The 16,534-nt window shown below is 69.6% G+C and carries 15 protein-coding genes; 4 read left to right on the top strand and 11 right to left on the bottom strand.

Translation table 11 applies throughout. The features are described from left to right. Positions 1-118 precede the first annotated feature (118 nt). Complete coding sequence (locus AVAK2825_RS07615) at positions 119-442, top strand: YkgJ family cysteine cluster protein (protein WP_272551504.1); 324 nt, start codon at positions 119-121, stop codon at positions 440-442. A 41-nt stretch (positions 443-483) separates the two neighbouring features. Here AVAK2825_RS07615 and AVAK2825_RS07620 read toward each other — a convergent pair whose 3' ends face one another. Beyond that, positions 484-960, bottom strand: coding sequence for an Lrp/AsnC family transcriptional regulator (locus tag AVAK2825_RS07620; RefSeq protein WP_272551503.1), 477 nt, complete (start codon positions 958-960; stop codon positions 484-486). A 104-nt stretch (positions 961-1,064) separates the two neighbouring features. On the opposite strand from AVAK2825_RS07620, the gene kynB reads away from it, so the two are divergent. The 3 genes from kynB to kynA are packed head-to-tail and all read left to right on the top strand — an operon-like array spanning position 1,065 to position 3,950. Further along, a complete protein-coding gene (kynB, locus tag AVAK2825_RS07625; RefSeq protein WP_284396159.1) occupies positions 1,065-1,706 on the top strand; it encodes an arylformamidase in 642 nt (213 codons plus the stop codon). A gap of 45 nt (positions 1,707-1,751) precedes the next feature. Further along, the gene (kynU, locus tag AVAK2825_RS07630) at positions 1,752-3,059 is read left to right on the top strand and encodes a kynureninase (protein WP_284396162.1); all 1,308 of its coding nucleotides are present in this window, start codon (positions 1,752-1,754) and stop codon (positions 3,057-3,059) included. 3 nt (positions 3,060-3,062) lie between these two features. Further along, positions 3,063-3,950, top strand: a complete 888-nt coding sequence (gene kynA, locus AVAK2825_RS07635) for a tryptophan 2,3-dioxygenase (protein ID WP_284396163.1) — start codon at positions 3,063-3,065, stop codon at positions 3,948-3,950. A 40-nt stretch (positions 3,951-3,990) separates the two neighbouring features. Here the strand turns inward: kynA and AVAK2825_RS07640 are convergent, their stop codons facing one another. The 10 genes from AVAK2825_RS07640 to AVAK2825_RS07685 form a co-directional block, all read right to left on the bottom strand. Continuing rightward, complete coding sequence (locus tag AVAK2825_RS07640; protein ID WP_284396164.1) at positions 3,991-4,992, bottom strand: 2-hydroxyacid dehydrogenase; 1,002 nt, start codon at positions 4,990-4,992, stop codon at positions 3,991-3,993. A 60-nt stretch (positions 4,993-5,052) separates the two neighbouring features. Continuing rightward, positions 5,053-7,512, bottom strand: a complete 2,460-nt coding sequence (locus AVAK2825_RS07645) for a penicillin acylase family protein (RefSeq protein WP_284396165.1) — start codon at positions 7,510-7,512, stop codon at positions 5,053-5,055. Positions 7,513-7,619: 107 nt separating this feature from the next. Continuing rightward, the gene (locus AVAK2825_RS07650; protein ID WP_284396168.1) at positions 7,620-8,426 is read right to left on the bottom strand and encodes a helix-turn-helix domain-containing protein; all 807 of its coding nucleotides are present in this window, start codon (positions 8,424-8,426) and stop codon (positions 7,620-7,622) included. 125 nt (positions 8,427-8,551) lie between these two features. After that, positions 8,552-9,607, bottom strand: a complete 1,056-nt coding sequence (locus AVAK2825_RS07655; protein WP_284396171.1) for an adenosine deaminase — start codon at positions 9,605-9,607, stop codon at positions 8,552-8,554. A 155-nt stretch (positions 9,608-9,762) separates the two neighbouring features. Continuing rightward, a complete protein-coding gene (locus AVAK2825_RS07660) occupies positions 9,763-10,929 on the bottom strand; it encodes a BMP family ABC transporter substrate-binding protein (RefSeq protein ID WP_284396174.1) in 1,167 nt (388 codons plus the stop codon). Positions 10,930-11,017: 88 nt separating this feature from the next. After that, entirely contained in the window at positions 11,018-11,938 is a 921-nt protein-coding gene (locus tag AVAK2825_RS07665) for an ABC transporter permease (protein WP_284396176.1), read from the bottom strand. After that, positions 11,939-13,012 carry an ABC transporter permease gene (locus tag AVAK2825_RS07670; RefSeq protein ID WP_284396180.1) on the bottom strand — a complete coding sequence of 358 codons (1,074 nt, stop codon included), beginning with the start codon at positions 13,010-13,012 and terminating at the stop codon, positions 11,939-11,941. Next, entirely contained in the window at positions 12,999-14,600 is a 1,602-nt protein-coding gene (locus tag AVAK2825_RS07675) for an ABC transporter ATP-binding protein (RefSeq protein ID WP_284396184.1), read from the bottom strand. The genes AVAK2825_RS07670 and AVAK2825_RS07675 overlap by 14 nt, the downstream gene beginning before the upstream one ends. Positions 14,601-14,679: 79 nt before the next feature. Next, on the bottom strand, positions 14,680-15,612 hold the full coding sequence (locus tag AVAK2825_RS07680; protein WP_284396187.1) for a LysR family transcriptional regulator: 933 nt from the start codon (positions 15,610-15,612) through the stop codon (positions 14,680-14,682). Between the two features lie 159 nt (positions 15,613-15,771). Next, positions 15,772-16,410, bottom strand: a complete 639-nt coding sequence (locus AVAK2825_RS07685) for a flavin reductase family protein (protein ID WP_272551489.1) — start codon at positions 16,408-16,410, stop codon at positions 15,772-15,774. Positions 16,411-16,534: the final 124 nt, after the last annotated feature.

The raw sequence follows: 16,534 nt of genomic DNA on the forward strand, positions 1-16,534 counted from the left end.
GGCCGCATCCTTTCGGCCGGCTTGAGGCGCATCAGCCCCGGATGCGATGCGCTGCCGGGCCAGCCCATGCGCCCGAGCCCGCACAATGCCGGTTTTGCGCCGATATGCACCCCCTGCCATGACCCATCCCTGCCTGAGCTGCGGCGCGTGCTGCGCGAGTTTCCGTGTCGATTTCTCGGTGCATGAATCGCAGGAGACGGGCGGCAGCGTGCCGCAGGGCCTGGTGGTGGAGGTGACCGACCAGTTGCGCCGCATGCGTGGCACCGACCACGCGTCGCCGCGCTGCGCCGCGCTCACCGGCACCGTCGGCGTGCGCGCTGCCTGCGGCATCTACGAATGGCGTCCCTCCCCCTGCCGCGAGTTCGAGGCGGGCAGCGATGCCTGCCGCCGTGCACGCCAGCGCCATGGCTTGGCGGCGTTGCCGGACAGCGCGATCTACTGACTGGGGATGGATCGCAGCGGCCGCGGCGCAGGCCGCTGGTGCTACGCCGGCACGGGCAGGCCGCCGACCTGGCCCTTGAACTCCTGCAGCGAAAAATACGAGTGCATGTGCCGCACGCCCGGCAGGCGGTGCAGACGGCGCTGCAGCAACTCGGAATAGGCGTCCAGGTCTTTCGCGACCACGACGAGCATGAAGTCCTCCGGGCCCGAGATGCCGTGGAACATGACCACCTCGGGGATGGCGCACACCGCCTCCTCGAAGGCCTGGGACGAGATCTCGGTCTGGTGGTCGATGCCCACCATCACGAACGCCATCACCCCGAAACCCAGCGCGCGCCGGTTGAGGCCCGCGTGGTAGCCGCTGATGACGCCGTCGTCTTCCAGCCGCTTCACGCGCCGCCAGCACGGCGACTGGGACAGGTGCGCCATCTGCGCCAGTTCGCCCGAGGTGAGGCGGGCATTGCCCTGCAGGGCTTCGAGCAATTGCTTGTCGGTGCGATCGAGGGAGGCGGCCTGCATGATTTGTTCTGTTTTCGGATTTAAAAGAATGGATTATTCAATTTTTCCCAATGCAGAGGATAGCCCCTTGGGAAATCACCCACTATGCGCATAGCATGCGCGCCATGAACACGAATTCACCCCGGCTGTGGGACATTTCGGCGCCGGTGCATGCCGCCACGCCGGTCTTCCCCGGCGACACGGCCTACACGCAGCAGTGGTGCGCCACCATCGGGCCCGGCTGCCCGGTGAACGTGAGCGCCATCACGCTGTCGCCCCATGTCGGCTCGCATGCCGATGCCCCGCTGCACTACGACCCGGACGGCGCTTCCATCGGCGAGGTGCCGCTGGACGCCTTCATCGGCCCCTGCCGCGTGATCCATGCCATCGGCACGGGGCCGCTCATCGAATGGGCGCACCTGGCCCACGCCGTGCAGGACCTGCCGCCGCGGGTGCTGGTGCGCACCTACCAGCGCATGCCGGTCGATCGCTGGGACGGGGCCCTGGCCGCCTACGCGCCCGGCACCATCGAGCGGCTGGCCGATCTGGGCGTGGTGCTGGTGGGCATCGACACCGCCAGCATCGACCCGGCCGACAGCAAGACGCTGGACAGCCACCAGGTGATCCGCCGCCGCGGCCTGCGGGTGCTGGAGAACCTGGTGCTCGACGAGGTGCCGGAGGGCGACTACGAACTCATCGCCCTGCCCTTGAAGCTGACCACGGCCGACGCATCACCGGTCAGGGCCATATTGCGCCCATGCCGTTGATTTCATTGCCCTGATTGCTATCATTTTTGATTAACCGAGCCTTCCATGACCACCTTGCAAGACTGCCGCGCACTCGATGCGCAGGACCCCCTGGCCCCGCTGCGCGCGCACTTCGACCTTCCCCCCAACGTCATCTACCTGGACGGCAATTCGCTCGGCGTACTGCCCAAAGCCACGGCGGCCCGTGTGGCCGATGTGGTGACGCGCGAGTGGGGCACGGACCTGATCCGTTCGTGGAACACGGCCAGCTGGTTCGACCTGCCCCAGCGCCTGGGCAACCAGCTCGCGCCGTTCATCGGCGCCGGTGCCGGTGAGGTGGTGTGCACCGACAGCACGTCCATCAACCTCTACAAGGTGATGAGCGCGGCGCTCAACATCGCCCGTGAAGAAAGCCCGGCCCGCCGGCGCGTGGTGAGCGAGCGCAGCAACTTCCCCACCGACCTCTACATCGCCGAGGGCCTGTGCAAGGAGCGCGGCCTGGAACTGGTGCTGGTGGAGCCCGAGGAGATCGCCGCCTCGCTCACCGGCGAGGTGGCGGTGCTGATGCTCACCCACGTGAACTACCGCACCGGCGCCATGCACGACATGGCGGCCCTCACGGCGGCGGCGCATGCGGCCGGCATCCTCACGGTATGGGACCTGGCGCACAGCGCCGGCGCGGTGCCGGTCGACCTGCAGGGCGCCGATGCCGACTTTTCCATCGGCTGCGGCTACAAGTACCTGAACGGCGGCCCCGGTGCACCGGCCTTCGTGTGGGTGCACCCGCGCCATGCCGACCGTTTCTGGCAGCCCCTGTCCGGCTGGTGGGGCCATGCGGCACCGTTCCAGTTCACGCCCGGCTACCAGCCCGCGACCGGCATCACGCGCTACCTGTGCGGCACGCAGCCCATCATCAGCCTGTCGGCCTTGCAATGCGGCCTGGACGTGTTCGATGCCGCGCAGCCGCTGGGCGGCATGGCCGCGCTGCGCGCCAAATCGCTGGCACTGACGGACCTGTTCATCCAGCTGGTTCAAGCGCGTTGCGGCGACCATGGTCTGGGCCTGGCAACCCCGCGCGAACACGCCCGGCGCGGCTCGCAGGTGTGCCTCACACGGGACGAAGGCCAGGGCCTCCACGGCCAGGGCAGCGGGGCCTACGCGATCGTGCAGGCGCTCATCGCGCGCGGGGTGATCGGCGACTTCCGCAAGGGCGACGGCGGCCAGGGCCCGCACAAGGACATCCTGCGCTTCGGCTTCACGCCGCTGTACATCGGCTTCGAAGACGTGTGGAATGCGGTCGAGCATCTGCGCCAGGTGCTCGACGGCGCCGAGTGGCAGCGCGCCGAGTTCAACCAGATCAACGCGGTGACCTGAGCCATGTGCCCCCATTCCCAATCCCCCGCGCCCGCCGGCAGCGAAGCGACCGCAGGCAAGCCCGAATCCATCGTGCACGAAGAGCGGGCCCAGCTCGACTTCAGCCAGAGCATGAGCTACGGCGACTATTTGTCGCTCGATGCCATCCTCACCGCGCAGAACCCCCGCTCGCCGGCGCACGATGAAATGCTGTTCATCGTGCAGCACCAGACCAGCGAGCTGTGGATGAAGCTCATGCTGCACGAGCTGCGCGCGGCCATCGCGCTGGTGGCCAAGGACGAGCTGCAGCCGGCCTTCAAGATGCTGGCGCGCGTGTCCAAGATCATGGAGCAGTTGGTGCACGCCTGGGACGTGCTGGCCACCATGACGCCGCCCGAGTACAGCGCCATGCGGCCCTACCTGGGCAGCTCCAGCGGGTTCCAGAGCTACCAGTACCGCAGCATCGAATTCGCGCTGGGCAACAAGAACCGCGCCATGCTCCGCCCGCACGAGCACCGCGCCGACCTGCTGGCCCAGGTGCAGGCCGCCTACGAGGCGCCCTCGCTCTACGACGAGGCCCTGCGCCTGCTGGCGCGCCGCGGCATCCCGGTGCCGGACAGCCACACCGCCCGCGACTGGACCCAGCCCTATGAGGAAAGCGACGCCGTGGAGCAGGCCTGGCTGGTGGTGTACCGCAACCCGCGGCAGCATTGGGACCTGTACCAGCTGGGCGAAGAACTGACCGACCTGGAAGACGCCTTCCGGCTCTGGCGCTTTCGCCACGTGACCACGGTGGAGCGCGTGATCGGCTTCAAGCGCGGCACCGGCGGCACGGGCGGCGTGAGCTACCTGCGCAAGATGCTGGACGTGGTGCTGTTTCCCGAGATCTGGAAGCTGCGCACCGACCTTTGAAACCAAGCGGTGGAGGCCCCCGAAGGGCCGTCCACGCGGCTCACACCGGCGCCACGACCCCGGTGCCCGCGAAATGCCCGCCAGCGTTGGCCAGGAACTGGTTCACGCTGGCCTGCACGGCCTCGGGCGACCAGCCCGCCACGTGCGGCGTGAGCAGCACGTTGTCCAGCCCGATCAGCGCCTCGGGCGGGTGCGGCTCGCTTTCGTAGACATCGAGCCCCGCGCCGGCGATGCCGCCCACGCGCAGGGCCGAGGCCAGCGCCTCGGTGTCCACCACGCTGCCCCGGGCGATGTTCACCAGGTAGCCCAGCGGGCCCAGCGCCTGCAGCACCTCGGCATTGACGGCATGGCGCGTGGCCGCGCCGCCCGGCGTGGCGCACACCAGCACGTCGCACCATTTCGCCAGTTCCAGCAGGCTGCCGAAGTACTCGTAGGCCACGCCGTCGCGCGGCTTGCGGTTGTGGTAGCCCACGGCCATGTCGAAGCCCGAGGCGCGGCGCGCGATCTTCTGGCCGATGGTGCCCAGGCCGAAGATGCCCAGGCGCTTGCCCGACACGTTGGGCGGCAGGCCGATGGCGTCGCGCCACACGCCTTCGCGGCACAGGCGGTCCAGCGGGCGCAGGCCGCGCACCGCGCCGATCAGCAGGCCGAAGGCATGGTCGGCCACGCAGTCGTCGTTGGTTCCGGCGCCCGAGGCCACCACGATGCCACGCGCGCGGGCCGCGGCCAGGTCCACGTTCTCATAGCCGGCACCCAGCACGCAGATGAGCTCCAGCGCCGGCATGGCCTCGATCTCCTGGGCGCTCAGGCCCAGCGAGCCGATGGTGAGCACCGCCCGGAACCGCCCGCCCTGGGTGACGATGGCCGCGGTGCGGTCCGCCGCCGTGGGGGCGTAGTGCAGGTCGTAGAGGGCCGCGATCTGGGCCTGGCTCTGCGGGGACAGGTGGTTGAGAACGAGCAGGGGAATGCGAGGACTGGACACGACAGGATGCTTCCATATTGATAGCTGAACGGGCAGGCGGATCAAGCGCTGCCGCCCCATTTTGCGCCAATCGACCGGGGCGCGCCACCGGGTCCCGTCAACCCGGGGGCACGCGGCCGATCATTCCCTCACGGTGACGGTGCTGTAGCCCGCGCTCGACGTGATCTCCGATTCCGAGAACGGCAGGCGCAGCCACTGCTTGGCCCCGTAGGCCCGGGTGTAGTCGCCGTTGCGGCTGGAGGCCGGATCGTCCGACAGCGAATAGGTGAGGAACGTGTGCGCCTCCACCCCGCCGGCCGGAAAACCCACCACCTGCATGTAGCTGTTGCCGTGCGGCTGCCCGTCCATGCTGTAGCCGCCCTGCTCGATCGGGTTTTCCGAGCAGTTGATGGTGAAGTAGCCCGGATCGCCGCAGCCGCCGTACAGCGCGATCTTGCTGCCGCCGCGCGTGGCGAACAGCACGTCGCCGCGCGGCGCATCCAGCGCGAAGCCGCTGCGCTGCACGCTCAGCACGGCGGCACCGAAGGCCTGCCGCAGCGCATCGGCAGCGCTGGCGCGCAGCTCGCGCGGCGTGTTCAGCGGGTCGGCGGCGCTGAACGGCACGGCATAGAGCTGAGCGGCCGGCACCTTCACGCGGTTCCAGAACTCGTCCCACACATGCGAGCCCCGCGCCGTGGCGTTGCCGGTGTTGTTCCAGGCGCGCAGCGTGGCGCAGGCGGCGGCCACTTCCACCGTCCGGCCCTCGGCCGCGACCGTGATCTGGGGCGCCACGCAGACCAGGGACAGGGCCTGGTCCTTGAAGCGCTCGGCGCTGAACACCCGGCTGTCGAGCACCATCTGCCGCACGATGGCGCTGGTGGCCTGCTGGCCGGCATAGGCATCGGTTCCGGCCAGGCGCTCCAGCGCCATGGTGTGGCCCATGCGCGTGCGCAGGCTCTGCGCCTGCGTTCCGGCCGGGCCGAAGATCGCCGGAAAGCCCGTGAGCGGCGCCTTGGCGTTAGCCAGCCAGTAGCTGTCGTTCATGTTGCCCACGTAATCGTCGCGCAACAGGCTGGGCATGCGCGAGGCGCCGATGGTGCCCTTTTGCGCCGAGTCGCTGTCGGTCTGCCAGTCGCAGGCGCTGCGCGAGCCGTCGAAGAACGGCACGTTGGGCAGGGCCGCCGCCATCGCCTTGCCGAAGCCCGTGGTGCAGGTAGCCACCTGCTCGGGCGACACATTGGGCACGGCGCCGATGTCGGCATACCAGGCGCGCGGGTTGCCGCGCCCCACGGCCACAGTGTTGACCCAGGGAATGGCCGATTCCTGCTTCTGGATGGCGATGAACTCGTCCAGCGAGGCCGCCTGGTTCCAGCGCATCCAGTTGCGGAAGGTGCGGAAGTTCTCGCCGTTGACGTCGCGCATGGCGAAGGCCGTGGTCTGGCTCCAGGCCAGCGCCGGGTTGAGGCCGCCCAGGTTCACCACCGGCCCGTACTCGGTCTTGTAGAGGGTGCGCGTGACATCGGTGAGCGCGCCGGAGGCGCCGCGCACCTGCACGGTGATGGGGGTGGCCGCCATCTTCACCGCCTTGCCATCGCGCACGTAGGTCGTGCGGTCGCCATCGGCCAGCTGCAGCTGGAAGACGCCGAAACGCCGCGCGGTGGAGACGGTGTGGCTCCAGGCCACGTTGTCGTTGAAGCCGATCAGCACCACCGGCACGCCCAGGAACGACGCGCCGCTCACGTTCAGCTCGCCGGGAATGGTCAGGTGGGCCTGGTAGAACCGGTCCGGCCCCTTCCAGTACCAGTGCGGGTTGCCGAAGAGCAGGCCGCTCGACTCGCCGGTGGCGGCGGTGCCGAAGCCGTACATGTTGCTGCCGATGCCCGCGGTGCCACCCACCTGCAGCCGGGGCGGCTGCGTGCGCGCGGGATCGAGTTGCGCCACCTTCTGGGATGGCGACGCGGGCGTGGTGGTCCCGGCCGTCGCGCTGGCGGCCGCACTGGGCAGTGTGGCATTCGCCAGCGGCGCCACGAAGTTGCTGTAGCCTCCGGCCAGATTGGCCGCGACCATCCGCCGCCAGATGTCCCGCGCGGTGACGGGCTGCACCCATGCCGCCGTGCGGCAGGCCGCATGGGCGGTGCCACCGGCCTGGGCCTCGCGCACATAGCGGTTGTAGCCGGCGGCGAAGCCCTCCACCATCTTCTTGAGGTTGTCGGGCTGGGCCGCCACCATGGCATCCACCACGTCGCTGGAGATCACGTGGCGGTGGAAGAAATCGGAGTCGAGATTGCGCGGCCGGTCGATGGTGCTTTCGTACACCAGCAGCGCATCGCCCCCGAAGTAACGCGAGCGCTCGCCGCGGTAGGTCACGAACGAATCGGCCATGGTGCACAGGTTGTCCTGCGCCTGCGCATAGCCGTATCCGAAGCCCGCATTGCCCCAGTTGGACGCCTTGATGTGCGGCACGCCCATGGCCGTGCGCCGGATCTCCGCGCTGTAGCGGCCGTTGTCACCGCCCTCGCCGCCGCCCCCGCCGCAGGCAGCCAGCGCCGACAGCGCCAACACGGAAAGCGGCAGGCCGCCACGCCGAATCATGTCTCTCATGTCTTGTCTCCTTGGATGACCGCCTACGGGCCGGCGGAAGGGAGCCAAGGATAAAGGGCGCGCGGCTCCCTGGCTTGTACGCAGCCGCTACACCCGCGGAGGCTCACTCACCCATGCCAGACGCGCTGCGCATGCGCGTCAACCACCACCGACACTTGGCCGGCTCGCGCGAGGAACGATGGCGGCAGCCCGAAGCAGCGCTGGAAGGCGTGGCTCATGTGGGCGCTGTCGGCAAAGCCGCCCGCCAACGCGACATCGGTCAGCGGCCGGGCCGTGGCCAGCATGTGCACCGCGCGCCGGATCTTGGCCCACAGCAGATAGCGCTTGATCGACAGGCCCGTCTGCTCCCGGAACAGGTGGGTGAGCCGGTCCGGCGACAGCTGCGCGCATGCGGCCAGCTCCTGCAGCGGCACAGCGCCTTCGGCCGCCCGGGCCTGCAGCCGAGACAGCACGCGCACCACCCGGGGATCCATCGGCGCAGGCCCAGGCCGCTGTCCGCAGACGGTGTGCACCATGTCCACGCTCAAAGCGCGCAACGCCTCGGCAGGCAATTGCCCATGCACCGCACCTTCGAAGGCCTCCCGCAGCCGTGGGCCGAAGCAACGGGCATCCAGCGGCAGGATGCCGGCGCCGCCCAGACGGTCGGACAGGCCGCGGAACACGGCCGAAGCGGGATCGATGTTGAGCGACAACAGCCCGCAGCCGTCCGCATCCAGCCGGCGCGGCACATGCGGCGCCACCAGGGCCGCGGTGCAGCGCAGCACCTCGCCGCCGTGCGTCACCAGGGTGAAAGGCCGTCCGTCACCGCAGGCGAGCAAGGTCGCGGACGAACGCGCGGTCAGACCCGACTGGATGGCCGGCGTGATGTAGAAGAACCGGTCGTCCCAGAGGTGAAGTTGGTTGGGGGTGGGCATGCGGTGCGGACGTCGGGCAGGGCTGCATTTTTCAGCACCGCGGCGCGGCGCGTCGATCCGCATCGACCCTGCCCCGGTTTGGAATGCAGCGCCGGCACCCGGCCGGGCCAGGCCGGCCAGGGAGGTCAGTAGTCCTGCTCGACGCTTTGCTGAAAGCACACCTTCAGCCGATGCTCCCAGGCGTGCTTGTCGGCCTCGGGGACGAAGCTCGCCTCGAAGCTGTTGAAGGCCAGTTGGTAGGCGTGGCGCGCCGTGAGCTGCGGATCGGCCGCGAACAGCTGCGTGAAGTTGTCGTTGATGTAGCCGCCGAAGTACGCCGGGTCGTCCGAGTTCACCGTGGCCGCCAGCCCGGCATCGAGCAGCTGGCGCAGGTTGTGGTCGGCCAGGTCGGGGAACACGCACAGCTTCTGGTTGGACAGCGGGCACACCGTGAGCGCGATGCGCTCCTGCGCCAGCCGCTGCATCAGCGCCGGGTCGTGCACGGCCTGCACGCCGTGGTCGATGCGCTCGGCCTTCAGCACGTCGAGCGCGCTCCAGATATACGCCGGCGGTCCCTCCTCGCCCGCATGCGCCACGCGCCGCAGGCCCAGTTCGGCGCAGCGCGCGAACACGCGCGCGAACTTCTCCGGCGGGTGCCCGACTTCGCTGCTGTCCAGCCCCACGCCGATGAAATGCGCGCGCAGCGGCAGCGCCGCCTCCAGCGTGGCCAGGGCGTCTTCCTCGCTCAGGTGGCGCAGGAAACACAGGATGAGCGCGGACGAAATGCCCAGCGTCTGGCGCGCATCGGTGCAGGCCCGGTGCAGGCCGTGGATCACGGTCTCCATCGGCACGCCCCGCGCCGTGTGCGTCTGCGGATCGAAGAAGATTTCGGCATGCACCACGCTGTCGGCCGCGGCGCGCTGCAGGTAGGCCCAGGCCATGTCGTAGAAGTCCTGCTCGTGCAGCAGCACGCTGGCGCCGGCGTAGTAGATGTCGAGAAAGCTCTGCAGGTCGGTGAACGCGTAGGCATCGCGCAGGGCCTGCACGCTCGCGTACGGCAGTGCCACGCCGTTGCGCTGCGCCAGGGCGAAGATCAGCTCGGGTTCGAGCGAGCCTTCGATGTGGATGTGCAGCTCGGCCTTGGGCATGCTGCGCAGCAGCGCGGGCAGGCGCTGGGCGGGAATGGGGGGGACCTTGAACATCGGCGGACTCCAAAAAGGGATGCCGCGCGCCCGATCGGGGCGGCGGTAGGCCAATGATGCCTTGTCCGCGGCCCGCCGCCATCGGCGCCTGCCTTGGGCAAGGCAGGCCGCGCCAGGCCGGCACGCGCGCCGGCCTGGATTCGCTGGCGGATTGCTTACTTCTTGTCGCCGCCGGGCACGGTGCCTTCGACGCCCTTCACGTAGAAGTTCACGCCGCCCAGGAACTTGTCGTCGGCCACCGCGTCCTTCGCCAGCACTTCCTTGCCGGTGTTGTCGGCGATCGGGCCCTTCCAGATCGAGAAGCTGCCGTCCTTGAGGCCGGCCTTCACCTGCTCGACCTTGGCCTTGGTGTCGGCGGGCACGTCCTCGGCGATGGAGACGAGATCGATCGCGCCTTCCTTCACGCCCCACCAGCTCTGGCCGGTCGTCCAGGTGCCGCCCAGCGCATCCTTGGTGGCCTTGATGTAGTAAGGGCCCCAGTTGATCACGGCCGAGGCCAGGTGGGCCTTGGGACCGTAAGCGGTCATGTCGGAATCCCAGCCGAAGGCGCGCTTGCCTTTTTCCTGCGCGGTCTTGAGCACGGCGGGCGAGTCGGTGTTCTGGAACAGCACGTCGGCGCCGCCGTTGATGAGCGACGTGGCGGCCTCGGTTTCCTTCGGGGGGCTGAACCATTCGTTCACCCACACCACCTTGGTCTTGATCTTGGGATTGACCGACTGCGCGCCCAGCGTGAAGCTGTTGATGTTGCGGATCACCTCTGGAATCGGCACCGAGCCCACGACGCCCAGCGTGTTGGTCTGGGTCATGGCGCCGGCGATCACGCCGGCCATGTAGGCGCCTTCGTAGGTGCGGCTGTCATAGGTGCGCACGTTCTCGGCCGTCTTGTAGCCGGTGGCGTGCTCGAACTTCACGTCCTTGAAGTCGGGGGCGATCTTCTGGATCGACTCCATGTAGCCGAACGTGGTGCCGAAGATCAGCTTGTTGCCCTGCGAGGCCATGTCGCGCAGCACGCGCTCGGCGTCGGCCGACTCGGGCACGCTCTCCACGAAGCTGGTCTGCACCTTGTCGCCGAACTCCTTCTCGATCGCCTTGCGGCCGTTGTCGTGCGCGAAGGACCAGCCACCGTCGCCCACCGGGCCCACGTAGGCGAACGCGATCTTCAAAGGCTCGGCCTTCGCGGCGGGTGCGGACGCGGCGGGCGCCGGGGCGGTGGCCGGCGCTGGCGCGGGCTCGTCCTTCTTGCCGCAGCCGGCCAGGGCGGCGGCGGCCACGGCGGAAAGCGCGGCCACCTTGAGCAGCGAGCGTTTGTGCAGATCGGTCATGTCGGTTCCTTCGAGGAAAAAAGTAAGGGGAGAGGCAACGAAAAATAAATTATCGGGGGCCCGTGCAGCACCGCGCGGGCCGTTCGGGTCACGACCCGGGATGGAACGGCTTGCCGAGCGAGGCCGGCATGTTCACGCGGATCCAGGCCGGGTTGCGCGAGATCAGCGCCAGCACCACGATGGTGGCCACGTAGGGCAGCATGCTCAGCAACTGGCTGGCCACCTGCACGCCCGTGGCCTGCAGGTGGAACTGCAGCATGGTCACGCCGCCGAACAGGTAAGCGCCAAGCAACACCCGTGCCGGCCGCCAGGTGGCGAAGGTGGTGAGGGCCAGCGCGATCCATCCGCGGCCGGCCACCATGCCCTCCACCCACAGCGGCGTGTAGACCGTGGAGATGTACGCGCCCGACAGCCCGCACAGCGCCCCCCCGGCCACCACGGCCGCCAGGCGGATGCGCCGCACCGGATAGCCCAGCGCATGGGCCGACTCGGGCGACTCGCCCACCGAGCGCAGCACCAGGCCGGCGCGCGAGCGGTACAGGAACCACACCAGCCCCGCCACCAGCGCCATGGTGAGGTACACGAGGGGGTGCTGGCGGAACAGCGCGGGCCCGACGATGGGCAGGTCGCCCAGCCCGGGCACGGCGTACTTGGGCAGCTCCGGCAGCTTGGCCTGCACGTAGCGGATGCCCGCGAAGGCGGAAAAGCCCACCCCGAACAGGCTCAGCGCCAGGCCCGTGGCGTACTGGTTGGTGTTGAGCCAGATCACCAGCACGCCGAAGATGGCCGCCAGGAACGCCCCCGCCGCCATGCCGGCCGCAAAGCCCAGCCAGGTGTTGCCCGTGTGCACCACGGTGGCGAAGCCCGCGATGGCCGCGCAGAGCATCATGCCCTCGGCCCCCAGGTTGACGATGCCGGCCTTCTCGTTGATGAGCAGGCCCAGGGCGGCGATGGCCAGCACGGTGCCCGCGCTCAGCGTGGCGCCCAGAAGCAGTGCGTACGATTCCATTTAAGCGGCCCTCCCCTGGGACCCGACCCACCGCACGCGGTAGGCAATGAGCGTGTCGCACGCCAGCAGCGTGAACAGCAGCAGGCCCTGGAACACGCCCGTGAGCGACTTGGGCAGGCCCAGGCGCGACTGCGCCAGCTCGCCGCCGATGTAGAACATGCTCATCAGCACCGCCGAGAACACCATGCCCACCGGGTGCAGCCGCCCCACGAACGCCACGATGATGGCCGCGAAGCCGTAGCCCGCCGGCACGTAGGGCGTGAGCTGGCCGATGGGCCCCGCCACCTCCAGCGCACCCGCCAGGCCCGCCGCGCCGCCCGAGATGAGCAGCGCCGTCCACAGCGCGCGGCGCGAGGAAAAGCCCGCGTAGCGCGCCGCCGCCGGGGCCAGGCCGCCCACCTGCTGCGCAAAGCCCGCCCGGGTGCGGAACAAGAACACCCACAGCGCCGCGGCGCCCGCCAGCGCCAGCAGCAGGCCGATGGACACGCGCGAACCCTGCATGAGCCGCGGGATCTGCGTCACGCGCTCGAAGGTCTTGGTCTGCGGGAAGTTGTAGCCCATGGGGTCCTTCCACGGCCCGTAGACCAGATAGCCCAGCACCAGCGTGGCCACGTAGACCAGCATCAGGCTCACGAGGATCTCGTTGGCGTTGAACCGGTCGCGCAGCAGCGCCGTGATGCCGGCCCAGGCCATGCCGCCCAGCACGCCGGCCAGCAGGATGGCGGGCACGATCCACGGGCCCGTGGTCTGGTCGGCCAGCAGCGCGATGCCGCCGGCCGCGACGGCGCCGATCACGAACTGCCCCTCGGCGCCGATGTTCCACACGTTGGAGCGAAAGCACACCGCCAGGCCCAGCGCGATCAGCAGCAGCGGCGTGGCCTTGACCATCAGCTCGCCGATGGCGTACTGGTTCTTGACGGGCTCCCAGAAGAACACCTGCAGCCCGCGCACCGGGTCCTTGCCCAGCGCCGCGAACAGCGCCAGCCCGATGAGCACGGTGACGGCCAGCGCCAGCAGCGGCGAGCCGTAGGTCCACCAGCGCGAGGCCTGGGGTCGGGCTTCAAGCTTGAGCATGGGCCGCCTCCGTTTGCGCGCGCGCCGCTTCAGCCCGGGCGAGGTGCGACTGCACGTCGGCATGCCAGAGCCCGCTCATCCATTCGCCGATGCGCTCCACCGTGGCCTCGGCGCGCGGCACCGAAGGCGACAGGCGCCCCTTGGCCACCACGTGCAGGCGGTCGCAGATTTCGAACAGCTCGTCCAGCTCCTCGCTGAGCACCAGCACGGCGCAGCCGGCATCGCGCAGCGCCAGGATCTCGCCGCGGATCTGCGCGGCCGCGCCCACGTCCACACCCCAGGTCGGCTGCGAGACGATGAGCAGGCGCGGATTGGCATCGATCTCGCGGCCCACGATGAACTTCTGCAGGTTGCCGCCCGACAGCGACCGCGCGGCCGCATGGGGCCCGCCCGCCTTCACGTGGAAGCGTTCGATGATGGCGCGGGCATGCGCCTGCAGCGCGCCGGTGCGGATCCAGCCGCCCGGCCCCACGCAGTTGCTGCGCGTGAGCAGCAGGTTGTGCGCCAGTCCCATGGTGGGCACGGCCCCGCGGCCCAGCCGCTCCTCGGGCACGAAATGCAGGCCCAGCGCGCGGCGGCGACGCGGGTTCATGCGCCCGGCCGCCTGGCCGGCCACCTGCACCATCGCGGGCTGCGCGCGCGTGTCCTCGCCCGACAGGGCATAGAGCAATTCCTTCTGGCCGTTGCCGGAGACGCCGGCGATGCCCAGCACCTCGCCCGCCCGCACCTCGAAGCCGAGGTCGATCAGATCGACGCCGAACGGATCCATGCGCGGCAGCGACAGGCCCTGCACGCGCAGCACCGTCTCGCCCAGGTGCGCGGGGCGGTGGGTGAGCGCCGGCGGCTCGGCACCGATCATCAGGCGCGACAGCGAGGCGTTCGACTCTTCGGCTGGGTTGCACACGCCCGTCACCTGGCCGCCGCGCAGCACCGTGCAGGCGGTGCACAGCGCGCGGATCTCGTGCAGCTTGTGGCTGATGTAGAGGATGCTGCAGCCCTGGCTGGCGAGCTGGCGCAGCACCACGAAGAGCTTTTCGACCGCCTGGGGCGTGAGCACCGACGTGGGCTCGTCCAGGATCAACAGCTGCGGCTGGGTGAGCAGCGCCCGGATGATCTCCACACGCTGCATCTCGCCCACGCTCAGGGTGTGCACCGGGCGCAGCGGGTCGATGTCCAGCCCGTACTCGGCCGCGGTGGCGGCGATGCGGCGCGTGACCTCGGCCAGCTGCAGCCGCTTGTCCAGGCCCAGCCACACATTCTCGGCCACGGTGAGGGTGTCGAACAGGCTGAAATGCTGGAACACCATGGCGATGCCCAGCGCCCTCGCCTCCTGCGGATTGCGCACCGCCACCAGCTGGCCGTTGAAATGCAGGCTGCCCTCGTCGGGCTTGACCGCGCCGTAGATGATCTTCATCAGCGTGGACTTGCCCGCGCCGTTCTCGCCCAGCACGGCGTGGATCTCGCCGGGCTGCACCGTGAGGGACACGCCGCTGTTGGCCACCACGGCCGGATAGCGCTTCGTGATGCCCGCCAGCTGCAGGCGCGGCACCGGCGCCGCGGCGGCGGGGGAGGTGTGGAAGGAATTCATGCGGGCGATTGTCTCTTGATTTTCAAAGGGGGTTGGGCACGAAACCGGAATGCTGCGCACGTCCGTCATGCGTTGGCCGCTATGTTTTTCGTAGCGATGCCGCCACGGTGCGCACGCTGTCGCGCAGCCACATGGCAGCGGCCGAATGGTGGGTGCGGGCATGCCACAGCTGGTAGTACATCAGGCGCGGGAAGGGCACCGGGCACGGCAGCACGGTGAGCGACAGGCGGTCGGTGAAGCGTTCGCAGAACTGCCGCCCCGTGGTGAGCACCAGCAGGCTGGCGGCGACCATCTCCGGGATCAGGCTGAAATGGGCGCAGCGCGCGGTCACGCGGCGCTGCAGGCCCAGGGAGTCGAGGTGCGCGTCGATCACGCCGCGCGCGCCGGGGTGCGTAGGCGTGGGGGCGATGTGCTCGGCGGCCAGCCACTCGTCCGTGTCCCAGCCGCGGCGCACCGCCGGGTGCGCGGGGCTCACGAGGCAGACCACCTCGTCGCCGAAAAGCCGCCCCATGTGCAGGTCGTCGGGTGGCTGGGGCCAGTTGCCGATGACCACGTCCACCTCGCCCTGTGCCAGGTGCGCGTGGTAGTGCGCGTCGGCCGACAGCGGCAGCACCTCGACCGGGCACAGCGGGGCCTCGGCCTTGAGGCGAGCCACCAGGCGCGGCAGGAAGAGCGGGTCCAGGTAGTCGCTCGCGGCGATGCGGAAGGTGCGCGTGGCAGTGCGCGCGTCGAACCCGCGCGCATCGGAGAACAGCGCCTCGGCCGACCGCAGGATGGCGCCCGCCGGCTCCACCATGCGCAGCGCGGCATCGGTGGGCAGCATGGCCGCGCCCGAGCGCACCAGCAGCGGATCGCCCGCCAGGTCGCGCAGGCGGCGCAGCGCCGCCGACACGGCCGGCTGGTGCATGCCCAGCCGCACGGCGGCCCGCGATACGCTGCGTTCAGTCAACACGGTGTGCAAGACCCTTATGAGATGGAGGTCTATCTTGTCGAAAAGGGCTTGGTCTCTCATAAGGGTCGGGGCATTCCAGCCATACGCCATCGCGTATGGCACGCCGGGCCTGCCGGTGGCGAGCGAAGGCGCAGTGAAGAAGGCAAGGGAAGATCGCACTGTAGCGCCGAGGCCGCGCGACCGCGAGCCAGGCAACTACCGAGGCGGCGGCGCGGGTGGTCAGATCTCGTCGATGGCCGTCGAACGCGCGGCGCCCGGCTGCGGCGCCGGGTCGAGCGAGAAGCGGTCGCCGGTCGTCACATAGAAGCTCGCGCCGAACCGCCCCACCGGGTGGTAGTCCTGCAGCCGCACCCGCCAGCGCTCGGTGTCCACCAGGCCCTCTCGCGCGCCCAGCCACTGCACGCGGCCGATGAAGACGTAGCGGCTGGCCGTTTCCATGGTTTCGTGCAGCACGCATTCGAACGCCACCGGGGCCTCGGCGATGCGCGGCGGGGCCACGCTGCGCGACGGCACCGGCGTGAGGCCGGCATGCACCAGTTCGCTCTCGTGCGGCGGCAGCGCATCGCCGCAGGCATGCATGCGCTGGGCCATGGCCTCGTCGGCGATGTGCACCACGAATTCGCCGGTGCGCAGGATGTTGGCGGCCGTGTCCTTGAGGCGGCCACCCTGCAGCCGGTTGATGCTCACCATCAGCACCGGCGGGTCCTCGCCCAGCATGTTGAACATGCTGAACGGCGCGGCGTTCACCGTGCCGTCCTCCCCGAGGGTGGTGATGAGCGCGATCGGGCGCGGCACGATCAGGCTGGCCATCAGCTTGTAGCGCTCGTAGGCGCCGAGTTGCGAGAAATCGATGTCCATCCGGTGTCCTTGGGGTCTGCGGCCTGCCACCTTGGCGTGGCGCCACGAAGGGACGCAGCATCCGTGCCAGGCGAAGGCAGTAAAGGGTGCCAAAGCAACGGCCGGTGTGCGGGCATGGCGCCCG

It is taken from the genome of Acidovorax sp. SUPP2825, assembly GCF_030158995.1.
GTDB lineage: Bacteria > Pseudomonadota > Gammaproteobacteria > Burkholderiales > Burkholderiaceae_C > Paracidovorax.

What these genes read in the sequence shown, in the direction of transcription:
- AVAK2825_RS07650 (WP_284396168.1), bottom strand. Translation starts at nt 8,426, where the DNA reads ATGCCCACCCCCAACCAACTTCACCTCTGGGACGACCGGTTCTTCTAC.
- AVAK2825_RS07620 (WP_272551503.1), bottom strand. Translation starts at nt 960, where the DNA reads ATGCAGGCCGCCTCCCTCGATCGCACCGACAAGCAATTGCTCGAAGCC.
- AVAK2825_RS07655 (WP_284396171.1), bottom strand. Translation starts at nt 9,607, where the DNA reads ATGTTCAAGGTCCCCCCCATTCCCGCCCAGCGCCTGCCCGCGCTGCTG.
- kynU (WP_284396162.1), top strand. Translation starts at nt 1,752, where the DNA reads ATGACCACCTTGCAAGACTGCCGCGCACTCGATGCGCAGGACCCCCTG.
- AVAK2825_RS07665 (WP_284396176.1), bottom strand. Translation starts at nt 11,938, where the DNA reads ATGGAATCGTACGCACTGCTTCTGGGCGCCACGCTGAGCGCGGGCACC.
- AVAK2825_RS07640 (WP_284396164.1), bottom strand. Translation starts at nt 4,992, where the DNA reads ATGGGGCGGCAGCGCTTGATCCGCCTGCCCGTTCAGCTATCAATATGG.
- AVAK2825_RS07670 (WP_284396180.1), bottom strand. Translation starts at nt 13,012, where the DNA reads ATGCTCAAGCTTGAAGCCCGACCCCAGGCCTCGCGCTGGTGGACCTAC.
- AVAK2825_RS07685 (WP_272551489.1), bottom strand. Translation starts at nt 16,410, where the DNA reads ATGGACATCGATTTCTCGCAACTCGGCGCCTACGAGCGCTACAAGCTG.
- kynA (WP_284396163.1), top strand. Translation starts at nt 3,063, where the DNA reads ATGTGCCCCCATTCCCAATCCCCCGCGCCCGCCGGCAGCGAAGCGACC.
- AVAK2825_RS07675 (WP_284396184.1), bottom strand. Translation starts at nt 14,600, where the DNA reads ATGAATTCCTTCCACACCTCCCCCGCCGCCGCGGCGCCGGTGCCGCGC.
- AVAK2825_RS07660 (WP_284396174.1), bottom strand. Translation starts at nt 10,929, where the DNA reads ATGACCGATCTGCACAAACGCTCGCTGCTCAAGGTGGCCGCGCTTTCC.
- kynB (WP_284396159.1), top strand. Translation starts at nt 1,065, where the DNA reads ATGAACACGAATTCACCCCGGCTGTGGGACATTTCGGCGCCGGTGCAT.
- AVAK2825_RS07645 (WP_284396165.1), bottom strand. Translation starts at nt 7,512, where the DNA reads ATGAGAGACATGATTCGGCGTGGCGGCCTGCCGCTTTCCGTGTTGGCG.
- AVAK2825_RS07615 (WP_272551504.1), top strand. Translation starts at nt 119, where the DNA reads ATGACCCATCCCTGCCTGAGCTGCGGCGCGTGCTGCGCGAGTTTCCGT.
- AVAK2825_RS07680 (WP_284396187.1), bottom strand. Translation starts at nt 15,612, where the DNA reads ATGAGAGACCAAGCCCTTTTCGACAAGATAGACCTCCATCTCATAAGG.